This window comes from Algoriphagus sp. CAU 1675 (genome assembly GCF_029222925.1).
GTDB lineage: Bacteria > Bacteroidota > Bacteroidia > Cytophagales > Cyclobacteriaceae > Algoriphagus.
This window is the reverse complement of sequence record NZ_JARHUI010000001.1, coordinates 621,426-640,518: the sequence shown is the minus strand read 5'-3', so window position 1 is coordinate 640,518 and position 19,093 is coordinate 621,426. Positions and strand designations below refer to the sequence as shown.

Below are 19,093 nucleotides of genomic sequence, written 5' to 3'. Positions count from 1 at the left end.
GGTATCTGAATCACTCCAACCGGATTTGGTACCTATGTTGACTTAAACATTTGACCGAACTGAATAAAACCCCTTACCTATACCCTTTTCACCAAAGCCTCTGTCAGGTCATTCATTGCCTTTACCTTGTATTCAAAGTCTCCCTTGAGCGTCTCTCGATAGGCATGGAGATTTTCCAATAGTTCATCGATTTCCTCCGGAAGCACATCTTCCAGGAATTGCCTCAATCGCTTAGCAGTAGTTGGAGACTTGCCATTGGTACTGATGGCAATTTTGAGATTGCCCTTGGTCACGATTCCTCCCAGAAAGAAATCACATAGCTCGGGAGTGTCGGCAACATTAACCAAAAGAAAGCGCTCCTTGGATTCCCTTTGAATCTGCTCGTTGACAGTCTTATCGTCTGTGGCCGCAATGACGAGATGTTTACCCCCCAAGTATTTTTCATCATAAGCATCCTCGATGAGAGTCACTGTATCAGTTTGGGAGGCTATTTCCAGAAAGTCCAAACTAAAGGCTTTTGACACCACCGTCACATGGGCTTTGGGACTTGATTTGAGTAAAAACTGTAGCTTTTCAGTCGCAACAGCACCTCCACCAACCAAAAGAATATTGAGTTCGTGGACTTTGAGGAAGACGGGATAGAGTTCGTTCATGAAATGGATTATTTGAACTGCATACTGATTGCTCGGACTACTTACTTTAATTGAATCACTTCGCGATATACCTCAGCAAGTTTCAAACTTTCCCGGACTACTTCCCCGATGATAATGATCGCAGGAGCCTGAACCTGATTTTCTAAGGCTTTGGGCAAAATATCCGAAATGAATCCAGCAGTGATCTTTTCCTCCCGGGTGGTTCCACTTTGAATGATCGCTATGGGAAGGTTTTCCTTCCCGGCATTTTTGTAAATGGAGACAATTTCAGCCAGTTTCTTTGTCCCCATTAAAACCACAACAGTAGCAGTTGATTGCGAAGCCAGCCACAAATCTCGGGAAAGCTCACCTGAGGTGGTCGTGCCTGTCACCACCCAGAAACTCTCCGAAACCCCTCTTTTGGTCACAGGAATTCCAGCCATTGCAGGAACCGCAATAGCAGATGTGATCCCAGGGACTATAGAAGTCTGAATCCCGAATGCCTCAATATAATCTACCTCCTCGGAGCCTCTGCCAAACACAAAAGGATCTCCTCCCTTTAGCCTGACTACATGACCGTGTTTTTTGGCCAGGGTCACACAAAGGTGGTTGGTATCCTCCTGAGGCATGGAATGTTTTCCTACGCGTTTTCCCACGAAAATCTTCAGGGCCGTTGCCGGGGCATGCTTCAACAAAACAGGATCTATCAAGGCATCATACAATACCACATCGGCAGTATTCAGAGCCAAAATGGCTTTTAGGGTAATCAGTTCCGGATCTCCGGGACCTGCACCCACCAAAGTTACTTTTGGACTGATGGCAATCATACCTGCACCTCCTCTTCTCTATAGCTCTTGATCACTCCAAAGATTTCTAGGGCTTGGCCTGCATAAGCTTTTGCAAACTGCTCAGAAGGCTGCTCTTGGTTGATCCTATAAACATGCTCCGCAAACGTACCCTCCAACTTTATCTTTCCGCTGGTTACTAAATGTTCGTCAAAGAGAGCGATGATATTGGCGTAGCTGTTGGTACTGATATCCTCTCCCAACAATACCGCTTTGGCAGCATTGATCAGTCCTGCATAGTGATGGTAAATACTGTCAGACCAACGCCCTTGCTCCAGAGCTTCCTGTCCGAGATCCAATTTTTCCTTGGCCTCCAGCAACAAGGTAGCCACCAAGTCAATGACCGCACCGGCACACTCTCCAACTCCAACAGCCACCTCATAATTGTCCTCATGCCCCCAGTCCACCCGGTCTTCTTCCTTCACTTTGGTCGGATCAGCCAGTCCTTTCAGCAACTCATAGAAATAGAGTTGGCCTTGTTGATCATAATAGGCTAGGAAATCAAGTTCCCCGGAATTTTGCTCAAAATCATTCAGCAAAATCCGCAAAGCTTCAGGTCCTCTTCTGCTGGGAATTTTAGTCACTTTGTCCGCAAACCGTCCATTTCCATCTCCGAGATTTCCTCCCCCTAGCAATACCTGTAATGCTGGAATGACCGTCTTACCGACCTTCATGGACATGCCCTGAAATCCAATGTGGGCCATGTTGTGCTGACCGCATGCATTCATACAGCCGGATATTTTGATCACCAGATCCTTATTTTGTAAATATTGTGGGTATTCCTGAAGGATTATTTTTTCCAACGCTACAGCAATTCCCGTAGAACTGGCAATCCCCAAATTACAGGTATCTGTACCCGGGCATGCAGTGATATCCCCCAAGGTATTATAGCCCCTTTGTCCCAGACCTATTTTCTGGAGTTCCTGATAGAAAAAAGGAATCAAATCCTCCCGTACATCCCTAATCAGGAAGTTCTGCCTGAGCGTAAACCGCAGTTCCTTGTTTGCATACTTTTCGATCAAATCGGCCAAGGCCCTTGCTTGGGAAAGGTAAAAATCCCCCAAAGGAACTTTCACTCCAATTGCCACATAACCTTCCTGCTTTTGAGGAAGCACATTGGTCAGCTTCCATAGTTCATAGTCAAGACCCAAATCCTGATCTGCCTTAACGAAAGCTGGATTTGGAAGGGTTTTCCCTTTTTCATAATCCTCAAAGTCCAAAGGAAAGGATTGGAAGGGAAGCGCAGTTTTTTCCTTTTCAACTAAACTTAGAAATGCCTCCAGCCCCATGTCCTTCAACAGAAATTTCATCCGGGCCTTATTTCTTCGGGATCGTTCTCCATATCGGTCAAAGATTCTCAATACTGCCTCGATGAATGGAATAAGTTGGTCAGTTTCCAAAAACTCAGCGATCATGTCCGCATGCCTGGGCTGGGAACCCAAACCTCCTCCCAGTAGGACCTTGAACCCACGGACCTGCTTTCCCCCCACTTCCCTCAGTTTGGGGATAAAACCCAAATCATGCAGGTAGGTCAGTGCCGTATCTTCTTCTGAAGAAGAGAAGGCCATTTTGAACTTCCTACCCATTTCCTGGCAAATGGGATTTCTGAGAAAATACCGGAAAGTAGCATCCGCATAGGGAGTCACATCAAATGGCTCCTTTGGATCAATTCCCGCTAGTTCGGATGCTGTTACATTCCGAACGGTGTTTCCGCATGCTTCTCGTAAAGTCACATCCTCTTTTTCGAGTTCGGCCCAAAGCTCAGGCGTCCGGTCCAAACTCACATGGTGGATTTGGATATCCTGCCGTGTAGTGATGTGCAATCTTCCTGTGGAGTACTCTTCGGAAACCTTGCAAATTCTTCGCAATTGGGGGGCCGTCACCCTTCCATAAGGGAGCTTGATCCGGATCATTTGCACTCCGGGCTGACGCTGTCCATATACACCCCTCGCTAGGCGAAGGCTTCGGAATTTTTCTTCATCAATCTTCCCTTCTTTGAAAAGGGCAATTTTACGCTCCAACTCAAGAATATCTTTTTCAACAATCGGGTTTTCGAGTTCGGTTCGAAAGCTCTGCATAGGCTTTTATTTAATAACCCTATGGGTTTTGTAGGTTTTAGGTTTGAATAAAAAGCCCGGGATAGACCGGACTGGTTTAAGTTTCCTTAAAAAGGGGTTTATCGAGATTTATCAATTTTCAATGAACCCCACACTTACCGTGTCAAAAGTCCCCTCATCAATCAGGATAAAGGCCCCATTGGATTTATTGCTTTGATAGGAATCCATATGAATGGATTTGCTTAGGCGGAAGTGAACTCTTCCGATATCATTCAGTTTCAATTGCTCACTTTCTTCCTCCCCTGAAAAGTCTGCATGGACTTTTGCTTCAATATGATCCACCTTCGCAAGGACGCGGTTTACCCCATGTTGCAGGATGTACTTTTGGCCTACACGTAGGGGCTTGCTGTTTACCTGACAAATTGTAGCCGAGAGGATCTTCTCACTTCTGGGCTCTTCACCCTTTTTCACGATCATATCTCCTCTACTGCAATCCACTTCATCTTCCAAAGTGATTACTACGGAAGATCCTGGCGCAACTTCTTCCAGCTCCTGATCAAAAAAATGGATGCCTTTAATTCTAGACTCATTTCCAGATGGCAATACAGTCACCGCATCACCCACTTGAAACTTGCCACCATAAAGTTTCCCAGAAAAGCCACGAAAATCATGATAGGCTTCTGTCTTTGGGCGAATCACATATTGAACAGGGAATCTGGCCAAATTACTTTGCTGAAGGTCCTCTGGCTCTAAAACCTCCAAATGGTCCAATAGGGTATTCCCAACATACCAAGACATATGTTCAGACGGGCGGGTTACATTTTCACCTTTCAAGGCGGAAACAGGGATAAATGTAATTTGATCCTCATTGAAATCACTCTTTGCTACGAGCTGGTCAAAATCTGCCTTGATCTTCAGAAACACATCTTCCTCATACTCCACCAAATCCATCTTGTTGACCGCTACAACAACATGTGAAATTCGCAGCAGGTTGCTGATAAAGAAATGCCTATAAGTCTGTTCAATCACTCCCTTTCGAGCATCGATCAGAATAATGGCTACCTGAGAAGTGGAAGCCCCGGTCACCATGTTTCGGGTATATTCCACATGGCCTGGAGTATCTGCAATGATGAAATTGGTCTTGTTTGTGGAAAAATAAATATGTGCCACGTCAATAGTAATACCCTGCTCCCTTTCTGCAACCAAGCCATCGGTAGCCAAAGAAAAATCCAGGTAATCGTAGCCTCTTTGCCTGCTGCTCCGCTCGATTGCCTCAATCTTGTCAGTGGTCAGGGAATTGGTATCGTAAAGCAGGCGTCCGATCAGGGTGCTTTTCCCATCATCCACAGATCCGGCTGTGGCGATTTTGATCAATTTTCTTCCTTGTATATCCATTTTACATTTTCTATTTATTGGTTTGTTGCCCCGGCCCCCTAGATGCAGGACATGATTTTTGTGGGTGCTGCTTCTTGAGAGCAGCATAGATAAAGGTTAAAAGTATCCTACCTTTTTTCTGGTCTCCATGGCAGCTTCGGATCGCTTGTCATCAATCCTTGCTCCCCTTTCGGAAATAGTGGATTGCCTGATTTCGGAAACCACATCATCCAGGGAAGTTGCCTCCGAGAGCACTGCTGCCGTACAGGTCATATCACCCACGGTCCGGAATCGGACCATACGTTCTTCCACTGCTTCATGGTCTTCCCGAAAGACATGCTCATTGGCCGTCCAAATCAGTCCATCTCGGAAAAACACTTCCCGCTTGTGGGCAAAGTAGATGCTTGGGATTTTGATGTCCTCTGTTCGGATATACTCCCAGACATCCAGTTCGGTCCAGTTGGAAATCGGGAACACACGAACGTTTTGCCCCACGTGAATCTTGCCATTAAGCATGTCGAATAATTCCGGACGCTGATTTTTCTCGTCCCATTGTCCGAAGTCATCCCGAACGGAAAATACACGTTCCTTCGCACGGGCTTTTTCTTCATCCCGTCTGGCACCTCCAATACATGCATCAAACTTGAACTCCTCGATGGCATCCAGAAGGGTGGTCGTCTGAAGACTGTTTCGGCTGGCATATCGGCCTCTCTCTTCCCTGACTTTTCCTTGATCTATGGAGTCCTGTACCTTACGGACGATCAATTCCAGACCGAGTTCTTCCACCAATTGGTCTCGAAACTCAATAGTTTCCGGGAAGTTGTGTCCGGTATCCACATGCAATAAAGGAAAAGGGATTTTCGCAGGGAAAAAGGCTTTTTGAGCCAGCCTCACTAAGGTGATAGAATCCTTTCCTCCGGAAAACAACAAAACCGGACGTTCAAATTGAGCGGCCACTTCCCGAAGGATATGTATGGACTCTGCTTCTTTGGGATTGGGTATAAATAGGTTTGACATAGTCATTTTTGATTTCTGATATTTGATTTCGGACTTACTCGACAAGCGATTTTCAGTTTTCAGGAATAGATGTTTTACACAAATTCAAGGTCTTCTCTATAGCCCTTTCGGGTGTTGACCAACTAATCTGCAAACTGTCTACTGCTACCTGGAATGAAGTCCACATTCTTTTTTGGATTCTTCCCACCACCAGCGGCCGGCCCGGGCATCCTCCCCCGGCAATAGAGCCCGGGTACAAGGAGCGCATCCGATGCTGATAAAACCCCTGTCATGCAATGGATTGTAGGGAATGTTATTTTCATTCAGGTATTGGATCATTTGTTCATAGGTCCAGTCCAGCAAGGGATTGTATTTGAGGATCTGGTTGGCCTCGTCCCATTCGATCCGCTTCATGGCACTCCGGTTGGGACTTTGCTCCGCCCTAAGTCCAGTGACCCAAACTTCATTTCCAGCCAATGCCCTTTTCAAAGGCTCAACTTTACGGACATAGCAACAGGACTTCCTATTTTCCACAGATTCATAAAAGCCATTGATCCCATGTTCCTGTACCCAGTTCTCCACAGCGGAGGTATTGGGATAATAGACCTGAATCTTTGTCTTGTATTTACTTTCTGTCCGGGCCAATAAATCCAGGGTTTCGGGGAAAAGGCGGCCTGTATCGAAGGAAAATATCCGGATGGGAAGGTTTTGGGAAGCAATCATTTGAGTGATCACCTGATCCTCCTGACCCAAGGAAGTAGAAAAAACAACTTTCCCGGAAAACAGATCAGCCAGCAAGGTCAAGCCTTCAACAGGATTCAGTTGCTCTAGCCTTTCTTCGAGTTCAAGCATATTCTTTTTCCGGTTCATTGATTTTTGATTTGGTAGCAGACTCCCACACTCTTTCATGGAGGTAGTAAAGGAGGATTTTGGAAACCACCTCAACAGAACCTATGGAAAGAGCCATGGTCAATTGTCCGGTAACTAGAAAAGAAATAATGATGGTGTCGAGCGTGCCGACAATTCTCCAGGAAATAGACTTCAACAAACTTTTAAGATTACTGTCTGACCCCTTCTTGGAGACGAACCATTTTTTGATAGGCTGATCTAAAATCATAAAACTACTGACAGGTTGAAGTCTCAAAAGTATATAAACCCTATTTATTTTATAGGGTTTATTGGAAAAAAATTTTATTCTCCAGACAAAATATCTGCTAAACTCTTGTTTTCCAGTATTTTAAGCGTTTCGTCTCGAACCTGAACCATCACCTTATTTATCCCACATTTGAATTCATCTTTGCATTCGGAGCAAGGTTCGTAGTAGTTGAGGCTCACGCAGGGAAGCAGGGCAATGGGGCCATCCAAGAGGCGGATGATACGGGAAAGGGGAATGTCTTTGGGCTCTTTGATCAGGTAATATCCTCCACCCTTTCCTTTCTTGCTGCCGAGATAGCCTGCCTTTCGGAGTTCGAGCAGGATGTTTTCCAAAAACTTATGAGAAATGCCGTACTCTTCTGCGATATCATGAATCAGGACAGTTCCTTCATCTTTATGTTTGCCCAGGTAGGTTAGGGCATGCAAGGCATACTTGGTCTTTTTGGAAAGCATATTCAAAAATAAAGGAATTTCCCAAATAGCCTAGTACGGGGGTGGGGAATGAAAAATCCCCGATGGTCTGGGGTTATTTTAAGATTATGATCAAGCTCGTCAAAAAAATTAGGGAACAAATTCTTCTATTGTAATTAAATCCCCTTTAATAAATTGCTCATCAGTTTGATTCTTACTGTTGTAGCTGATCCATAAACCTTCAGAAGTAATAAAAGAGAACCCAACATTATAAATATTCTCCTTCGGTAAGAAAAAATCGGAGATGTGCCTTAAATCTTTATCAAGAACAGATACCAAAATCTTATTATAATTCACGTAATGAAAGTCATCTTCATATGAATTTGGTCTTGGTGGACTACTTAACCTGTAATATAAATTTCGATAAGGATCAAAATAAATCTTATAGTAAAAAGGATTGTCCGCCATGAAAGCCTGCTTTTCTTCTGTGCTCATTTCACCAAAAGGGATATGATCTGCCACAGTCTTTTTCCATGGAGGATTGGCTTCAACTGAAGTCACTTTATTCTCGCTATAGCTATATCGATAAACCATTGGGCTTCCAGAAAAAATATAGGCAAAACCTTCACTATCCATTGTAGCGGAAGTAAGAAAAAGCTTGCTCAAATCCAATCTCCGTTCTTGATAAATTTCTGGATAGTAAATAGGTAATGATCTGGATTCACCAGAATTTAAGGAGTAAGAAGCAAAAATTTTTCTCTTTTCAGTTTGATCAAAGCTCATAAAGTACAGCAACAATTCATCTTGGGACGGATTAAATATAAGCTGGGAACTAAATCTAAATGAAGGCTGGTTATCGTACAATTCAGCTCTCTCAACAGACTCTAAACTACCTTCTAAGTCCGTGAACCTTTTCTTTAATTCCCCTTTACCATTTACTAAAACAATAGCCGAATTTTCTTCAGCTAAGAAAATGGAGTCTTTGTTGTGAAAATAGAAGCTACTGATATCATTCACAGCGTTTAACCCATTGAATTCAAATTTAAAAGAATGGATGATTGAATCTACCCGAAGATCCACTACTTCCAATGATTGATTAAATACATTGAACAGAAAAAGAGAATCGTTTCGTACCTGATTAAAAAAATAAAATTGGCCAAGAGATTTGCCGGTATCAATGTATTTCGGCTGAATGGAGGTCTTAAAAACGACATCCTTTTTAGCTGAATCATCGCAAGACCCAAAACAAAAACTTGAAATTATAAATAGAACTAATTTACTTTTTAAGAAGAATTTATATTGTTTCATTCGGATAAAAATATTCCAGCCCAGAGTTAATCTCTGAGCCGGATTTTACAAATAATCTTTTTCAACAAGCCCCAAGAGGCTTTGTCTTTGATTTACCGCATGATGAATCACTCGAAACAGAGCTGCAATACTTTCCTTGAACATATTCACAGTCAAAATAAAACCACTCTGTCTTTTCACCACCACCTTCATCATCCAGACTTTGCGCATTGGTCATATTAAATATTGTGGATAGTTCCGCTCCTCTATTTGAAACGAGGTTAATAGAAAATTCAAGAGCAAATAGAAGGAGTAACAGGCCTCCTAGGGCTAATAATTTTGATTTCATAACTTAAATTTTAAAGATTAATAAATCAATTAAAAAGCTTTAGCGTTAAAAACTTAAACTAAACATACAATCACTTAATAAATAATTTTATTTAACCTAATTAAAAATCTGGATCCAAAAATGTTATTAGTCCATTGGAACCAGAATCAATATCTTTAGCCAAAGTATAAAATTCATTATACTCCTGTCGTATTTTTAGAGAATCTTTAGTATTATAAAATTTACTTACTATGGAAATTATTTCTTCAGAAGAAATCACTTTCACCAATTGATTTTTATGTATTGCACGTACGGTTCCAGTATAGAGAAAGTTGGATGTAATATACCGCTGAAAGGAAACATTGTCCAAAGTTTTTAAATCAATTAAAACTTCTCTTAATCCTGGTGTCCCATAGGTAAAATAAAGATACTGATCTGACACAAAGAAATCCTTGATTCCAAGTGTCATATTTTCATTTAATGAATATTGAAGGGCTTCGGCAAGATTTGAGTTTTTTCGAGAATATTTAAAATCATCCGGCAACCTAAACTTGCCAAAATCAATTGAAAATGCAGTTCTCAGCTGCTTGGAATCTTGTTGAACTTCGTAAATGGTATCACTGAAAATTTCTTTGTAGAATACTCGATCATAACTCCGGGAAAATTGTGGATCGCCTTTAAAATCATATCCTTTAAGATACTCATTCATTTCAAATGATCTTGACTCAAGGATCAAGTCATCAGACCAAAAAGAAACATTAAAACAATCTTCTATAAAACCACAAGTATTTGCATGGCTGAAGATATAACCATTGCCAATTCTTTCAAAAGATCTAAAATATGTGTTTACATCAATATATTTGACATCTAACAACTCTCCATTTTCCTTGCTAAAACTCAGGATTTTCTTCCCTCCAAAATCCAAAATATCAATTGTATTATTAGCAGAAGATAGAGTAAAATCTCTTAATTCAAGATATTCGTCAGGACCCTCTCCGAAAGAAAAAATCTTGAAAAGAAAATTTCCGCTAAAGTCAAAAACAAATATCGAGAAGGAAATACTTGAATCCATGATGAAAATACGATCCTCATCAATCAGTATTTTATCGTAGGAACCTATGAAAGAATCTTCATTTGACTCTAATTTTACAATTTTATTAATATTAAAAATTGAATCAATCACTATGGATTTTCGGAAGTTTAAATCCTCTACTTTAATATTAATTAAACCCTCTTTTAGCGAATTATAGCTGTCGAATGAATTTTCTTTAGCACAAGCGAAAAAAACAAACACTAATAAAATTAAAGCAAAACTTCTCATTTTATAACAAAACCTAGTAAAGACTTAAAAGAAGAAGAGAAAGAAAAATCTGGGCTGACAAAGTGAAATCCGGCCATTCTTTAATCAAAAGGAGTATATCCCGCTTGACTATCATCACAGGTAGCTAAAGCCCAAGAGCAATTTTTCGAAAACTCCAATCGGATCAGTTCCAAATGAACCAGTCAACCCAACTGGAATCTCGACTCCTGCAATTTCAACTCCTCCTTCGCCTGTTGTCCCATAAACAATTGTCGCTTCTATTTCTTTAAGATAAGTTTTCCCTGCTTTAACGGGCGTTGGATCAAGGTTAAAAACAAATACTTTAACAATTGCCAGAGCTATGAAGCCCAAATAATTCTTTTTCATTTTAAATCCTTTTTAAGTTAAACAAATCAATTAAAAAGCTTTAGCGCTAAAAACTTGAACTAAACTTGCTCCCCCTTTCCGAAAAGTCAAGATTACACCTAATTATTTTTCAGCACAATTCTTAACTTATTGATTTTCAGCCCTATTATTTTTATTTTATTAGTTGTAAAAAGTGTTAAACTTTGACATTCAAACACTTATAAAATTCCAATCCTTTGTATTGATTTGAGGATTTTTGCTCAAACAAAAATCCCCGACCAAGGCCGGGGATTCATAAAATCTTTGGGGTTTAATTGACCTCAAAGATTTAGATCATCTCTACACTTCTTTTCACAAAAGCGGTCAGATCCTTGCCTGTTAGCAAGCCTTGGGAAAGCAAAGCCAAGTCAAATGCCTGCTTGGCCAATTTGAGCTGGGCTTCTTCTCCATCGGCTTTGAGGATCTTATCCACCACAGGATGGTTGCCGTTGATAGCGACCTTGTAGCTGTCCGGCATAGCTCCATAGAAGCTCATCGGTCCGCCTCCGGTCTGTGCCATATCCTTCATTCGGCGCATCCACTCTTCCATGGTGATGGTCACCGGCATTTCCTCAGGGCTCAATCCTTCTACTTCCACGGAGTAAGTTTGGCTATTGATGGCTTTTTCGAAAAGCTCCTTGACAGATTTGCTCTGCTCTTCGGTCAGCAGATTTGCATAGGTGTCTTCTTTTTGGATCAGTTTCTCAACCACATCCGCATCCACCCGCTTCATCTGGGTCTTTTCCAGTTTGGACTCGATGTGCTGGATGAAGTGGCTGTCAATCGGAGAGTCCATGACCAGGACATCAAAGTCTTTCTTGTTGGCAGACTCGATAAAGCTGTCCTGCTTATTGACATCTGTGGCATAAAGGAAGATCAACTGCTCGTTTTTGTCGGTCTGAATGGCCTTTACCTTTTCGGTATATTCCTCCAAAGTATAGTATTCGTCCTTGGTGTTTTTCAGCAGGGTAAATTCCTTGCCTTTTTCATAAAACTTATCCTCGGAGATCATGCCGTACTTCACAAACAGCCCGATGTCGTTCCACTTGGCTTCGTAAGCTTTTCTATCCTTTTTGAACAGTTCAGAAAGCTTGTCCGCCACCTTTTTAGTAATGTAATTGTTGATTTTCTTCACATTACTGTCTGCCTGAAGGAAGCTTCTGGACACGTTGAGCGGGATATCCGGGGAATCGATCACTCCGTGCAGCAGCATGAGGAATTCAGGCACGATATCCTTCACCTCATCAGTAATAAATACCTGACGGCTGAAAAGCTTGATCTTGTTTCGTTGCAGTTCGAAGTCATTCTTCACCTTAGGGAAATAGAGTACCCCAGTCAAGTTGAATGGATAGTCAACATTCAAATGGATCCAGAACAAAGGATCCTCACTCATAGGATACAGCTCTTTGTAGAATGCCAGGTAATCCTCGTCCTTCAGCTCGCTAGGTGACTTGGTCCAGATCGGAGAAGTGGTATTGATGATATTATCCACTTCGACGGACTTCCATTTCTTCTCGCCTTTGTCATCCTCTCCATCTTCCACAGATTCGGTCTTGGTGCCAAACTTGATCGGAACAGGCAAGAACTTGCAGTATTTGTCCAGGATTCCCTGAAGCTTCCACTTGTCCAAAAATTCTTCAGAATCCTGGTTGATATGGAGGATAATATCCGTACCTCTTTGCTTGCGGGTACCTTCGCTGATCTCGAATTCGGTAGAACCGTCACAGGTCCACTTTGCCGCCTCGGCTCCCTCCTGATAGGAAAGCGTATTAATCTCAACACGGTCTGCCACCATAAAGGCAGAGTAAAAGCCCAGACCAAACTTACCGATGATTTCATTGGCATCTTTGGAGTCTTTGAATTTCTCCACGAATTCCTCGGCACCTGAGAAGGCTACTTGGTTGATATACTTTTTGATTTCCTCGGCGGTCATCCCAAGTCCTTTATCCGAAATGGTGATGGTTTTCTTTTTCTCATCAAAAGCCACTTCTACAGTCAGGTCTCCGAGTTCACCGGTATACTGTCCCAAAGTAGCCAGTCGCTTGATCTTTTGGGTAGCGTCCACTGCGTTGGAGACGAGTTCACGAAGGAAAATCTCGTGATCAGAGTACAAGAATTTCTTGATGATTGGGAAAATATTCTCGGTATGGATCGAAATACTTCCTTTTTCCTGCATGGTATAAATCAGTTTAGTTAAACACAAAATTTGACATCAGGGAAGTATCAATGCTCGTTCCAAGCGACAAAAAATGACATCTTGGCAGAATTGGCAGGACAAATGAAGGAAAACACCAACCTAAATGGCTGAAGCCAATCTAAAGTCAGAGACAAAAGATAAAATTGTTTATCAAACATAATTTTAGAAACTAAAGGCTTTTCCAAAGATTTAATTGATAATTCCTGAATTATTTATAGAAAAATTAGATTTTTCCATTACCTTTTATTGGGTATATGGACTGACTAAGAATTTTAACCCATTATGCCCTGCCTTACATTCAAAATCGACTAAGCCAAGGTCTGGAAATTAAGAGGCATTTATATTTTTAATCCTGTTCACTATGGCTGTAAAGGAGAATGCGTACAAACTCTATCCAAATTTAGGGTACTGGCTTTTAACCTTTATCCCACTGACTGCCGCGGGATTTTACGTCACTTATTTCAGCAGGCTGCATCTTCCACAACCTTCTGTCCTACATCTACATTTTGGATTGATGGCAATCTGGATGGGAATGGTAATTTCCCAGCCGCTTTTGATCCGAAACAAAAAATTGCAGCTCCATCGAAAAGTCGGAAGGATGAGTTACATTATTTTACCCTTGGTTCTTCTCAGCACTTGGATGATCATGAAATGGAGCTACGAAGTGGAGATTTCCAGCCTGCAAAATGAACTAGTTCAGGGAACTTCCTCAGAAACTCTAGAAGAAGGCAGAAGCAGGATCGCTTCCTTTATATCCATAGCCTTCATTTATGTGTTTTGGCTTGGAGTTTTCTACGGTCTTGCTATCTGGCACAGAAAAAACCACTCTATCCATGCGCGTTTCATGATCGCAGCCTCACTCACATTCCTGGGACCAACGGTGGATCGGATTCTGATTTTTCTATTCGGAATATATAGCATAGGCCCTGGACTTCCTTCCGCAGTGGTAGCATTCATTTTGGTGGATTCCATACTATCCTATTTGCTGCTTCGGGATATTCGGGAAAAGAAAAAAACCTGTCCCTATGCATTGGCTCTTGGACTTTATATTCCTGTTCAATTATTCCATTTATTTCTTACCGATTCCCCAATCTGGGAAAGAACAGTTAGATTTCTCTTAGGTTAAACCGAACAAAAATTTTATGAAACGCATTATCTCAACCCTCTTTATCTTTTTCCTATTCCTGTATTCTGCTTCCGCCCAAACGGTCAGTAGCTTGAGGGAATGGAGCACTTCTTTTATCCAAACCTTAAATGATGCAGAAAAAGCTCAGGCTATGTTGGAGTTCACCGACAGTGCAAGAACCCAATGGACCAACCTTCCCCTTGGCTTGGCCCCCCGTGCTGGTCTTCGCTATGGAGACCTGTCTGAGCAGAGCAAAATTGCGTTTCATAAAATCCTGAGCAACATGTTTAGCTCCCAGGGTTATCTGAAAACCTTTGCCATCATGCAGGTGGACGATATCCTTCATGAATTGTTTGAGATAAAATTCCAAAACGGGGAAATCCCTGAAAACTCCATCAAAATGATCCGTACACTCAATTGGGATTATGGAAATTACTTCCTCGCCATTTTAGGCAATCCGGAAATGGACGAAAAGTGGGGATTGAAATTTGAAGGGCATCATATTTCCATCAATCTGACAGTTTCGGGAAATGAGTTTTCCATGACTCCACTCTTTTTGGGCTCAGACCCCGCGGTAGTCGAAGTCACCCAATATGCAGGCTTACGCCCGCTGAGCAAAGAGGAAGATTATGGTTTTTGGTTTGTCAATTCCCTGGATGAGGAGCAAAAAGCAAAAGCAACCCTTGAGGGAGACGTTCCCGGAGACATCTTTACCAGTCCGAATCGACCCCAGTGGCTGGAAGAGTTTAAAGGTATCAAAGGGTCAGAACTGAGTGAAGCCCAGCAAAAAATACTCCATTACCTGATCGAGGAATACATCCAAAACCTAGACCATCAAAAGGCGGAGGAATACCTGGCCAAGTTACATGCCCATGGGATGGACGAGGTGTATTTTGCCTGGATTGGGAGTTATGAACCCATGAAACCCCACTACTACGTCATTCATAGCCCCGATTTTCTGATCGAATATGACAACGTTGGTTTTCTGGACAATGCCAACCACATCCACTCCATCTTGAGGGAAAAAGGAAATGATTTTGGAGTGGACATCTTAAAAAATCACCGTATGGCACACCACCATTGATTTTTTGAGTATTTTCTTGTTCTAATCCCCCTAATGCCAATATGAAAAACACCTGGATTACCCTTCTGTTTATTTTAGGAATTTGGAATCCTATACTTGCCCAGGAGCGTCCGCAAATCGAATTGCAGACCAGCAAAGGAACCTTGGTTTTGGAGCTCTATCATGAAACTCCCCAACACCGGGACAATTTTCTCAAGCTCGTACAAGAGGGTGTTTATGATAGCCTGCTTTTTCACCGGGTGATTGAGCACTTCATGATTCAGGGAGGAGATACCCAAAGCAAAACCGCAGCAACTGGGCAAGCATTGGGAAACTCCGATCTTCCCTATCAGATCCCTGCTGAATTCTATCCTGATCTCTTTCATAAAAAAGGAGCTTTGGGAGCAGCCCGAACCAACAATCCACAACGAGCCTCCAGCAGCACCCAGTTTTATATTGTTCAGGGAAAAATCCAAAACGACAGCCTTTTGACACACAATCAAGGACGGATCAATTCCTTTCTTCAAAGGCACTATGCTGTCAACAATCCAGCGAACAAAGGTCTTTTAGACTCCCTAAGTCAGGCTCGGGAGGAAAAAGACAGTTTGCGGGTGCAGGCACTTTCCAAAAAATTTGAGGAAAAAGTGGACCAACAGGCTTTTGAAAAGTACAGCATCCCTGAAGCCCACCGTCAGGTGTACAAAGAAATTGGGGGCACCCCCCATCTAGACCAGAACTATACAGTTTTTGGTCAGGTGACTTCCGGTCTGGAGGTGATTGACGCTATCGCAGCTGTAGAGACTGATCAACGAGATCGCCCAGTTGAAAATGTATACATTCTAAAAATGAAATGGTTGAATCCACCTAAACCCTAGTCCTGCATGAATAACCCTTCCCCTTATTTGGCCCTCCTGTTTGTTCTTCTGATTTCCTGTAAGGAAGCACCAAAAGAAAGCACAGAAAATCAATTGCCCAATATTGTGTTCATCTTCACCGATGACTTGGGTTATGGAGATTTGGGTTGCTTCGGAGCAAGGGATATCCTAACACCCAATATTGACCGCATGGCAACTGAGGGGATTAAATTTACCAATTTCCTTTCAGCATCACCTGTTTGCAGTCCATCCCGAGCTGGTTTACTAACCGGGAGAATGCCTCAACGCATGGGGATCAATCAGGTATTTTTCCCGGAGAGCTTTACCGGGATGGAACCAGAGGAAATCACCTTTGCAGAGGTCTTGAAAGAAAAAGGATACCAAACCGCCATAGTCGGAAAGTGGCATTTGGGACACAGAGAAAAGTATCTTCCGCTCAATCAGGGCTTTGACAGGTACTATGGGATTCCCTATAGTAATGACATGGCATCTGTTGTCTATATGAAGGACAATGAAGTAGACTCTATTCAGGTTGATCAGCGCTTCACCACCAAAACCTACACACAAAAATCTCTAGAATTCATTGATCAAGCTGCAGGAAGCCCCTTTTTACTTTATCTGGCGCACAACATGCCCCATGTACCCATCTATGCTTCTCCGGAGTTTGAGGGGACTTCCCAGCGGGGCCTATATGGAGATGTGATTCAGGAAATCGACTGGAGCGTGGGTGAAATTCTTCAAAAGCTGGAAGAAAAAGGGTTGATGGAAAACACCCTGATCGTCTTTTCCTCAGACAACGGCCCCTGGTTGGTCATGGAAGACCACGGGGGTTCGGCCGGTCCACTTCGGGAAGGCAAACAATTTACCTTCGAAGGCGGAGTACGAGTGCCCACGGTGGCCATGTGGAAAGGGAAAATTGATCCCGGTCAGGTCTATGAAGACCTGGCTACCCAGATGGATTGGTTTCCTACCTTTTGCAACTTGGTTGGAGCTGAAATCCCTCAGGACCGAGCCATTGATGGCAAAGACCTAAGCGCAGTTTTATTTGAAAATGGTTTTCGGGAAGGCAATGAGTTTATCTATTACATGGGAGCGGACCAACGGGCCTATCAGCAAGACGGATGGAAAATCAAAAGACCTTTCGGAGGTTTTCAAGGTGCCCCATGGATGAGAGGTGTTCCCGCACACGACACCCTTCTGTTCAACCTTCGAACAGATCCCGGAGAGAGCACCAACCTCGCCAAAGAAAACCCGGAAAAACTTGCCCAGATGATACGGGCAATGGATTTGGCTGTGCAGCAATTAGGACCTTTGCCTCCAAGTATAGTAGTGCGAGGCCCTCAGGATAATAGTCATTACAGACATTTGGAAGAAAAAAGGAATATCCCCTAATCATGCGAAAATTACCTCTCTCTTTTTTCCTCTTAGCTCTGATTTTTTCATGCCAAAGCCCAGAAATCAAGAGTACAAATCCGCCAAGACCCAACATACTTTTAATCGTGGCGGATGACTTGGGTTATGGAGATTTGGGGTCTTTTGGTGGAGACATGGAAACCCCAAACCTGGATCGGCTTGCAGAGGAAGGCATTCGGTTTAGCCAATATACTACAGCTCCTTTTTGTGCGGTCAGCCGAGCCATGATGTTGTCTGGGAATTACAATCATGTCGCCGGGATGGGGTCTCAGGATTTGGTCACGGAGGTTCCGGGATATGAAGGACATCTCAGCGACCGGATTGTTCCTATTCCCGAACTCTTGCAAGAAGCCGGGTATCATACCTATACCGTTGGTAAATGGCATTTGGGTTTGAAACCCGAAGACAATCCGCATCAAAAGGGCTTTGAAAAATCCTTCGTAACCCTTGAGGGAGGTGCCAATCATTACAGCAGTCGGGGGATTTTTCCAGAGGCACCGGAGTCACCTTACACCGAAAACGGCCAAAAAGCAAGCTGGCCGGAAGGTGCTTATTCTACTGATTTTTATACAGACAAGTTGATCTCCTACATCGAATCCAATCGGGAAGATCGCCAACCGTTTTTTGCCTTTGCCGCCTACACTTCTCCACATTGGCCGCTCCAGGTAGACGAAAAATTTTGGAATAAATACCAAGGCAGGTACGATGAGGGATATGAAGTCCTTCGAAAAAAAAGGCTGGAATCCCTCAAAAAATCCGGAATCATTCCTTTCAATGCCGCTCTTCCTGCTTTGCATCCTCGGGTTGCTCCTTGGGATTCCCTCACTCCGGAAGAACAAAAGAAGGAAGCCCGGAAGATGGAGCTTTATGCGGGAATGGTTGATAACCTCGATTACAACATAGGCCGATTAATCAGTTATCTCAAGGAAAAAGGACTGTATGAAAACACCCTGATTGTCTTCGTATCGGACAATGGAGCCGCTGCGGAAGACTTCTTTTACCATTCCAGTTTTGGACCTTTCCTAAAAGAAAATTATACAGATGCCTATGAGGAAATGGGAACGGAAAACTCCTTCATTTCCTATGGCCCCCAATGGGCGGAAAGCAGCAATGCCCCATTCCGTTATTTCAAGGGCTATACCACAGAAGGAGGGATGGTCGCACCCATGATTATTTCCGGTCCCCAAGTTGAAAAAGCAGGTCAGATCAATAACGAATTTGTGACGGTGATGGATTTGGCACCTACCTTTTATCAATTGGCAGGAGTTTCCTATCCCGAAACTTGGAAATCAAAGAAGGTGAAGCCATTACCGGGAAAATCCCTCCTTCCTCTATTCTCTGCTGAGAAACAGCAGATCCATGATTCTACTTATGTATTTGCTCTGGAACACAGGGGCTATGTCATGGTCCGAAAGGGTGACTGGAAACTGGTGAATCTAAGAAGTCCATTTGATCCGAAAAATTTCGAACTTTATAACTTAGCGAAAGACAGGGAAGAGCAAATCGATCTAAAGGCAAGTCACCCGGAAAAATTAGAGGAAATGATTCAGGAATGGAAGAAATACGCTGAAGAAGTAGGGGTCGTTATACCCACCCCTCAAGCCGGAGGTTGACAAGTTTAGAACTCAA

At 42.8% G+C, this 19,093-nt stretch carries 18 protein-coding genes; 5 read left to right on the top strand and 13 right to left on the bottom strand.

The window, feature by feature from the left end; all coding sequences use genetic code 11:
* Nucleotides 1-77 precede the first annotated feature (77 nt).
* The 13 genes from P2G54_RS02790 to htpG form a co-directional block, all read right to left on the bottom strand.
* Nucleotides 78-653 (bottom strand): bifunctional precorrin-2 dehydrogenase/sirohydrochlorin ferrochelatase, encoded by a 576-nt coding sequence (locus P2G54_RS02790; RefSeq protein ID WP_275867963.1) that lies wholly within the window; start codon nt 651-653, stop codon nt 78-80.
* Between the two features lie 41 nt (nt 654-694).
* Entirely contained in the window at nt 695-1,459 is a 765-nt protein-coding gene (cobA, locus tag P2G54_RS02785; protein ID WP_275867961.1) for a uroporphyrinogen-III C-methyltransferase, read from the bottom strand.
* On the bottom strand, nt 1,456-3,555 hold the full coding sequence (locus tag P2G54_RS02780; protein ID WP_275867959.1) for a nitrite reductase: 2,100 nt from the start codon (nt 3,553-3,555) through the stop codon (nt 1,456-1,458). The genes cobA and P2G54_RS02780 overlap by 4 nt, the downstream gene beginning before the upstream one ends.
* Before the next feature lie 111 nt (nt 3,556-3,666).
* Nucleotides 3,667-4,929: a GTP-binding protein gene (locus P2G54_RS02775; protein ID WP_275867957.1), complete on the bottom strand. Its 1,263-nt coding sequence runs from the start codon at nt 4,927-4,929 to the stop codon at nt 3,667-3,669.
* A 96-nt stretch (nt 4,930-5,025) separates the two neighbouring features.
* Nucleotides 5,026-5,925, bottom strand: a complete 900-nt coding sequence (gene cysD, locus P2G54_RS02770; RefSeq protein ID WP_275867956.1) for a sulfate adenylyltransferase subunit CysD — start codon at nt 5,923-5,925, stop codon at nt 5,026-5,028.
* 144 nt (nt 5,926-6,069) lie between these two features.
* On the bottom strand, nt 6,070-6,774 hold the full coding sequence (locus tag P2G54_RS02765) for a phosphoadenylyl-sulfate reductase (RefSeq protein ID WP_275867954.1): 705 nt from the start codon (nt 6,772-6,774) through the stop codon (nt 6,070-6,072).
* Nucleotides 6,749-7,021: a DUF2061 domain-containing protein gene (locus P2G54_RS02760; protein ID WP_275867953.1), complete on the bottom strand. Its 273-nt coding sequence runs from the start codon at nt 7,019-7,021 to the stop codon at nt 6,749-6,751. Before P2G54_RS02760 ends, P2G54_RS02765 begins: the two co-directional genes overlap by 26 nt.
* A 74-nt stretch (nt 7,022-7,095) precedes the next feature.
* Nucleotides 7,096-7,512 (bottom strand): Rrf2 family transcriptional regulator, encoded by a 417-nt coding sequence (locus tag P2G54_RS02755; protein ID WP_275868437.1) that lies wholly within the window; start codon nt 7,510-7,512, stop codon nt 7,096-7,098.
* Nucleotides 7,513-7,620: 108 nt separating this feature from the next.
* Nucleotides 7,621-8,778, bottom strand: a complete 1,158-nt coding sequence (locus P2G54_RS02750; RefSeq protein WP_275867952.1) for a DUF4221 family protein — start codon at nt 8,776-8,778, stop codon at nt 7,621-7,623.
* Nucleotides 8,779-8,823: 45 nt separating this feature from the next.
* A complete protein-coding gene (locus P2G54_RS02745) occupies nt 8,824-8,988 on the bottom strand; it encodes a hypothetical protein (protein ID WP_275867950.1) in 165 nt (54 codons plus the stop codon).
* A 218-nt stretch (nt 8,989-9,206) separates the two neighbouring features.
* Nucleotides 9,207-10,406 carry a 6-bladed beta-propeller gene (locus tag P2G54_RS02740; protein ID WP_275867949.1) on the bottom strand — a complete coding sequence of 400 codons (1,200 nt, stop codon included), beginning with the start codon at nt 10,404-10,406 and terminating at the stop codon, nt 9,207-9,209.
* A 114-nt stretch (nt 10,407-10,520) separates the two neighbouring features.
* The gene (locus P2G54_RS02735; protein WP_275867947.1) at nt 10,521-10,772 is read right to left on the bottom strand and encodes a hypothetical protein; all 252 of its coding nucleotides are present in this window, start codon (nt 10,770-10,772) and stop codon (nt 10,521-10,523) included.
* Between the two features lie 307 nt (nt 10,773-11,079).
* Nucleotides 11,080-12,966 (bottom strand): molecular chaperone HtpG, encoded by a 1,887-nt coding sequence (gene htpG, locus P2G54_RS02730; RefSeq protein ID WP_275867945.1) that lies wholly within the window; start codon nt 12,964-12,966, stop codon nt 11,080-11,082.
* A 382-nt stretch (nt 12,967-13,348) separates the two neighbouring features.
* Here htpG and P2G54_RS02725 point away from each other — a divergent pair, with 382 nt between their 5' ends.
* From P2G54_RS02725 to P2G54_RS02705, 5 genes are read left to right on the top strand one after another with little or no spacing between them, the layout of a single operon-like run.
* The gene (locus tag P2G54_RS02725) at nt 13,349-14,113 is read left to right on the top strand and encodes a hypothetical protein (protein WP_275867944.1); all 765 of its coding nucleotides are present in this window, start codon (nt 13,349-13,351) and stop codon (nt 14,111-14,113) included.
* A 16-nt stretch (nt 14,114-14,129) separates the two neighbouring features.
* Nucleotides 14,130-15,197, top strand: a complete 1,068-nt coding sequence (locus tag P2G54_RS02720) for a DUF3500 domain-containing protein (protein WP_275867942.1) — start codon at nt 14,130-14,132, stop codon at nt 15,195-15,197.
* 41 nt (nt 15,198-15,238) lie between these two features.
* Nucleotides 15,239-16,051 carry a peptidylprolyl isomerase gene (locus tag P2G54_RS02715; RefSeq protein WP_275867940.1) on the top strand — a complete coding sequence of 271 codons (813 nt, stop codon included), beginning with the start codon at nt 15,239-15,241 and terminating at the stop codon, nt 16,049-16,051.
* A 6-nt stretch (nt 16,052-16,057) separates the two neighbouring features.
* A complete protein-coding gene (locus P2G54_RS02710; protein ID WP_275867939.1) occupies nt 16,058-17,443 on the top strand; it encodes a sulfatase-like hydrolase/transferase in 1,386 nt (461 codons plus the stop codon).
* A gap of 2 nt (nt 17,444-17,445) precedes the next feature.
* The gene (locus P2G54_RS02705; RefSeq protein WP_275867937.1) at nt 17,446-19,077 is read left to right on the top strand and encodes an arylsulfatase; all 1,632 of its coding nucleotides are present in this window, start codon (nt 17,446-17,448) and stop codon (nt 19,075-19,077) included.
* The last annotated feature ends 16 nt before the right edge of the window (nt 19,078-19,093 follow it).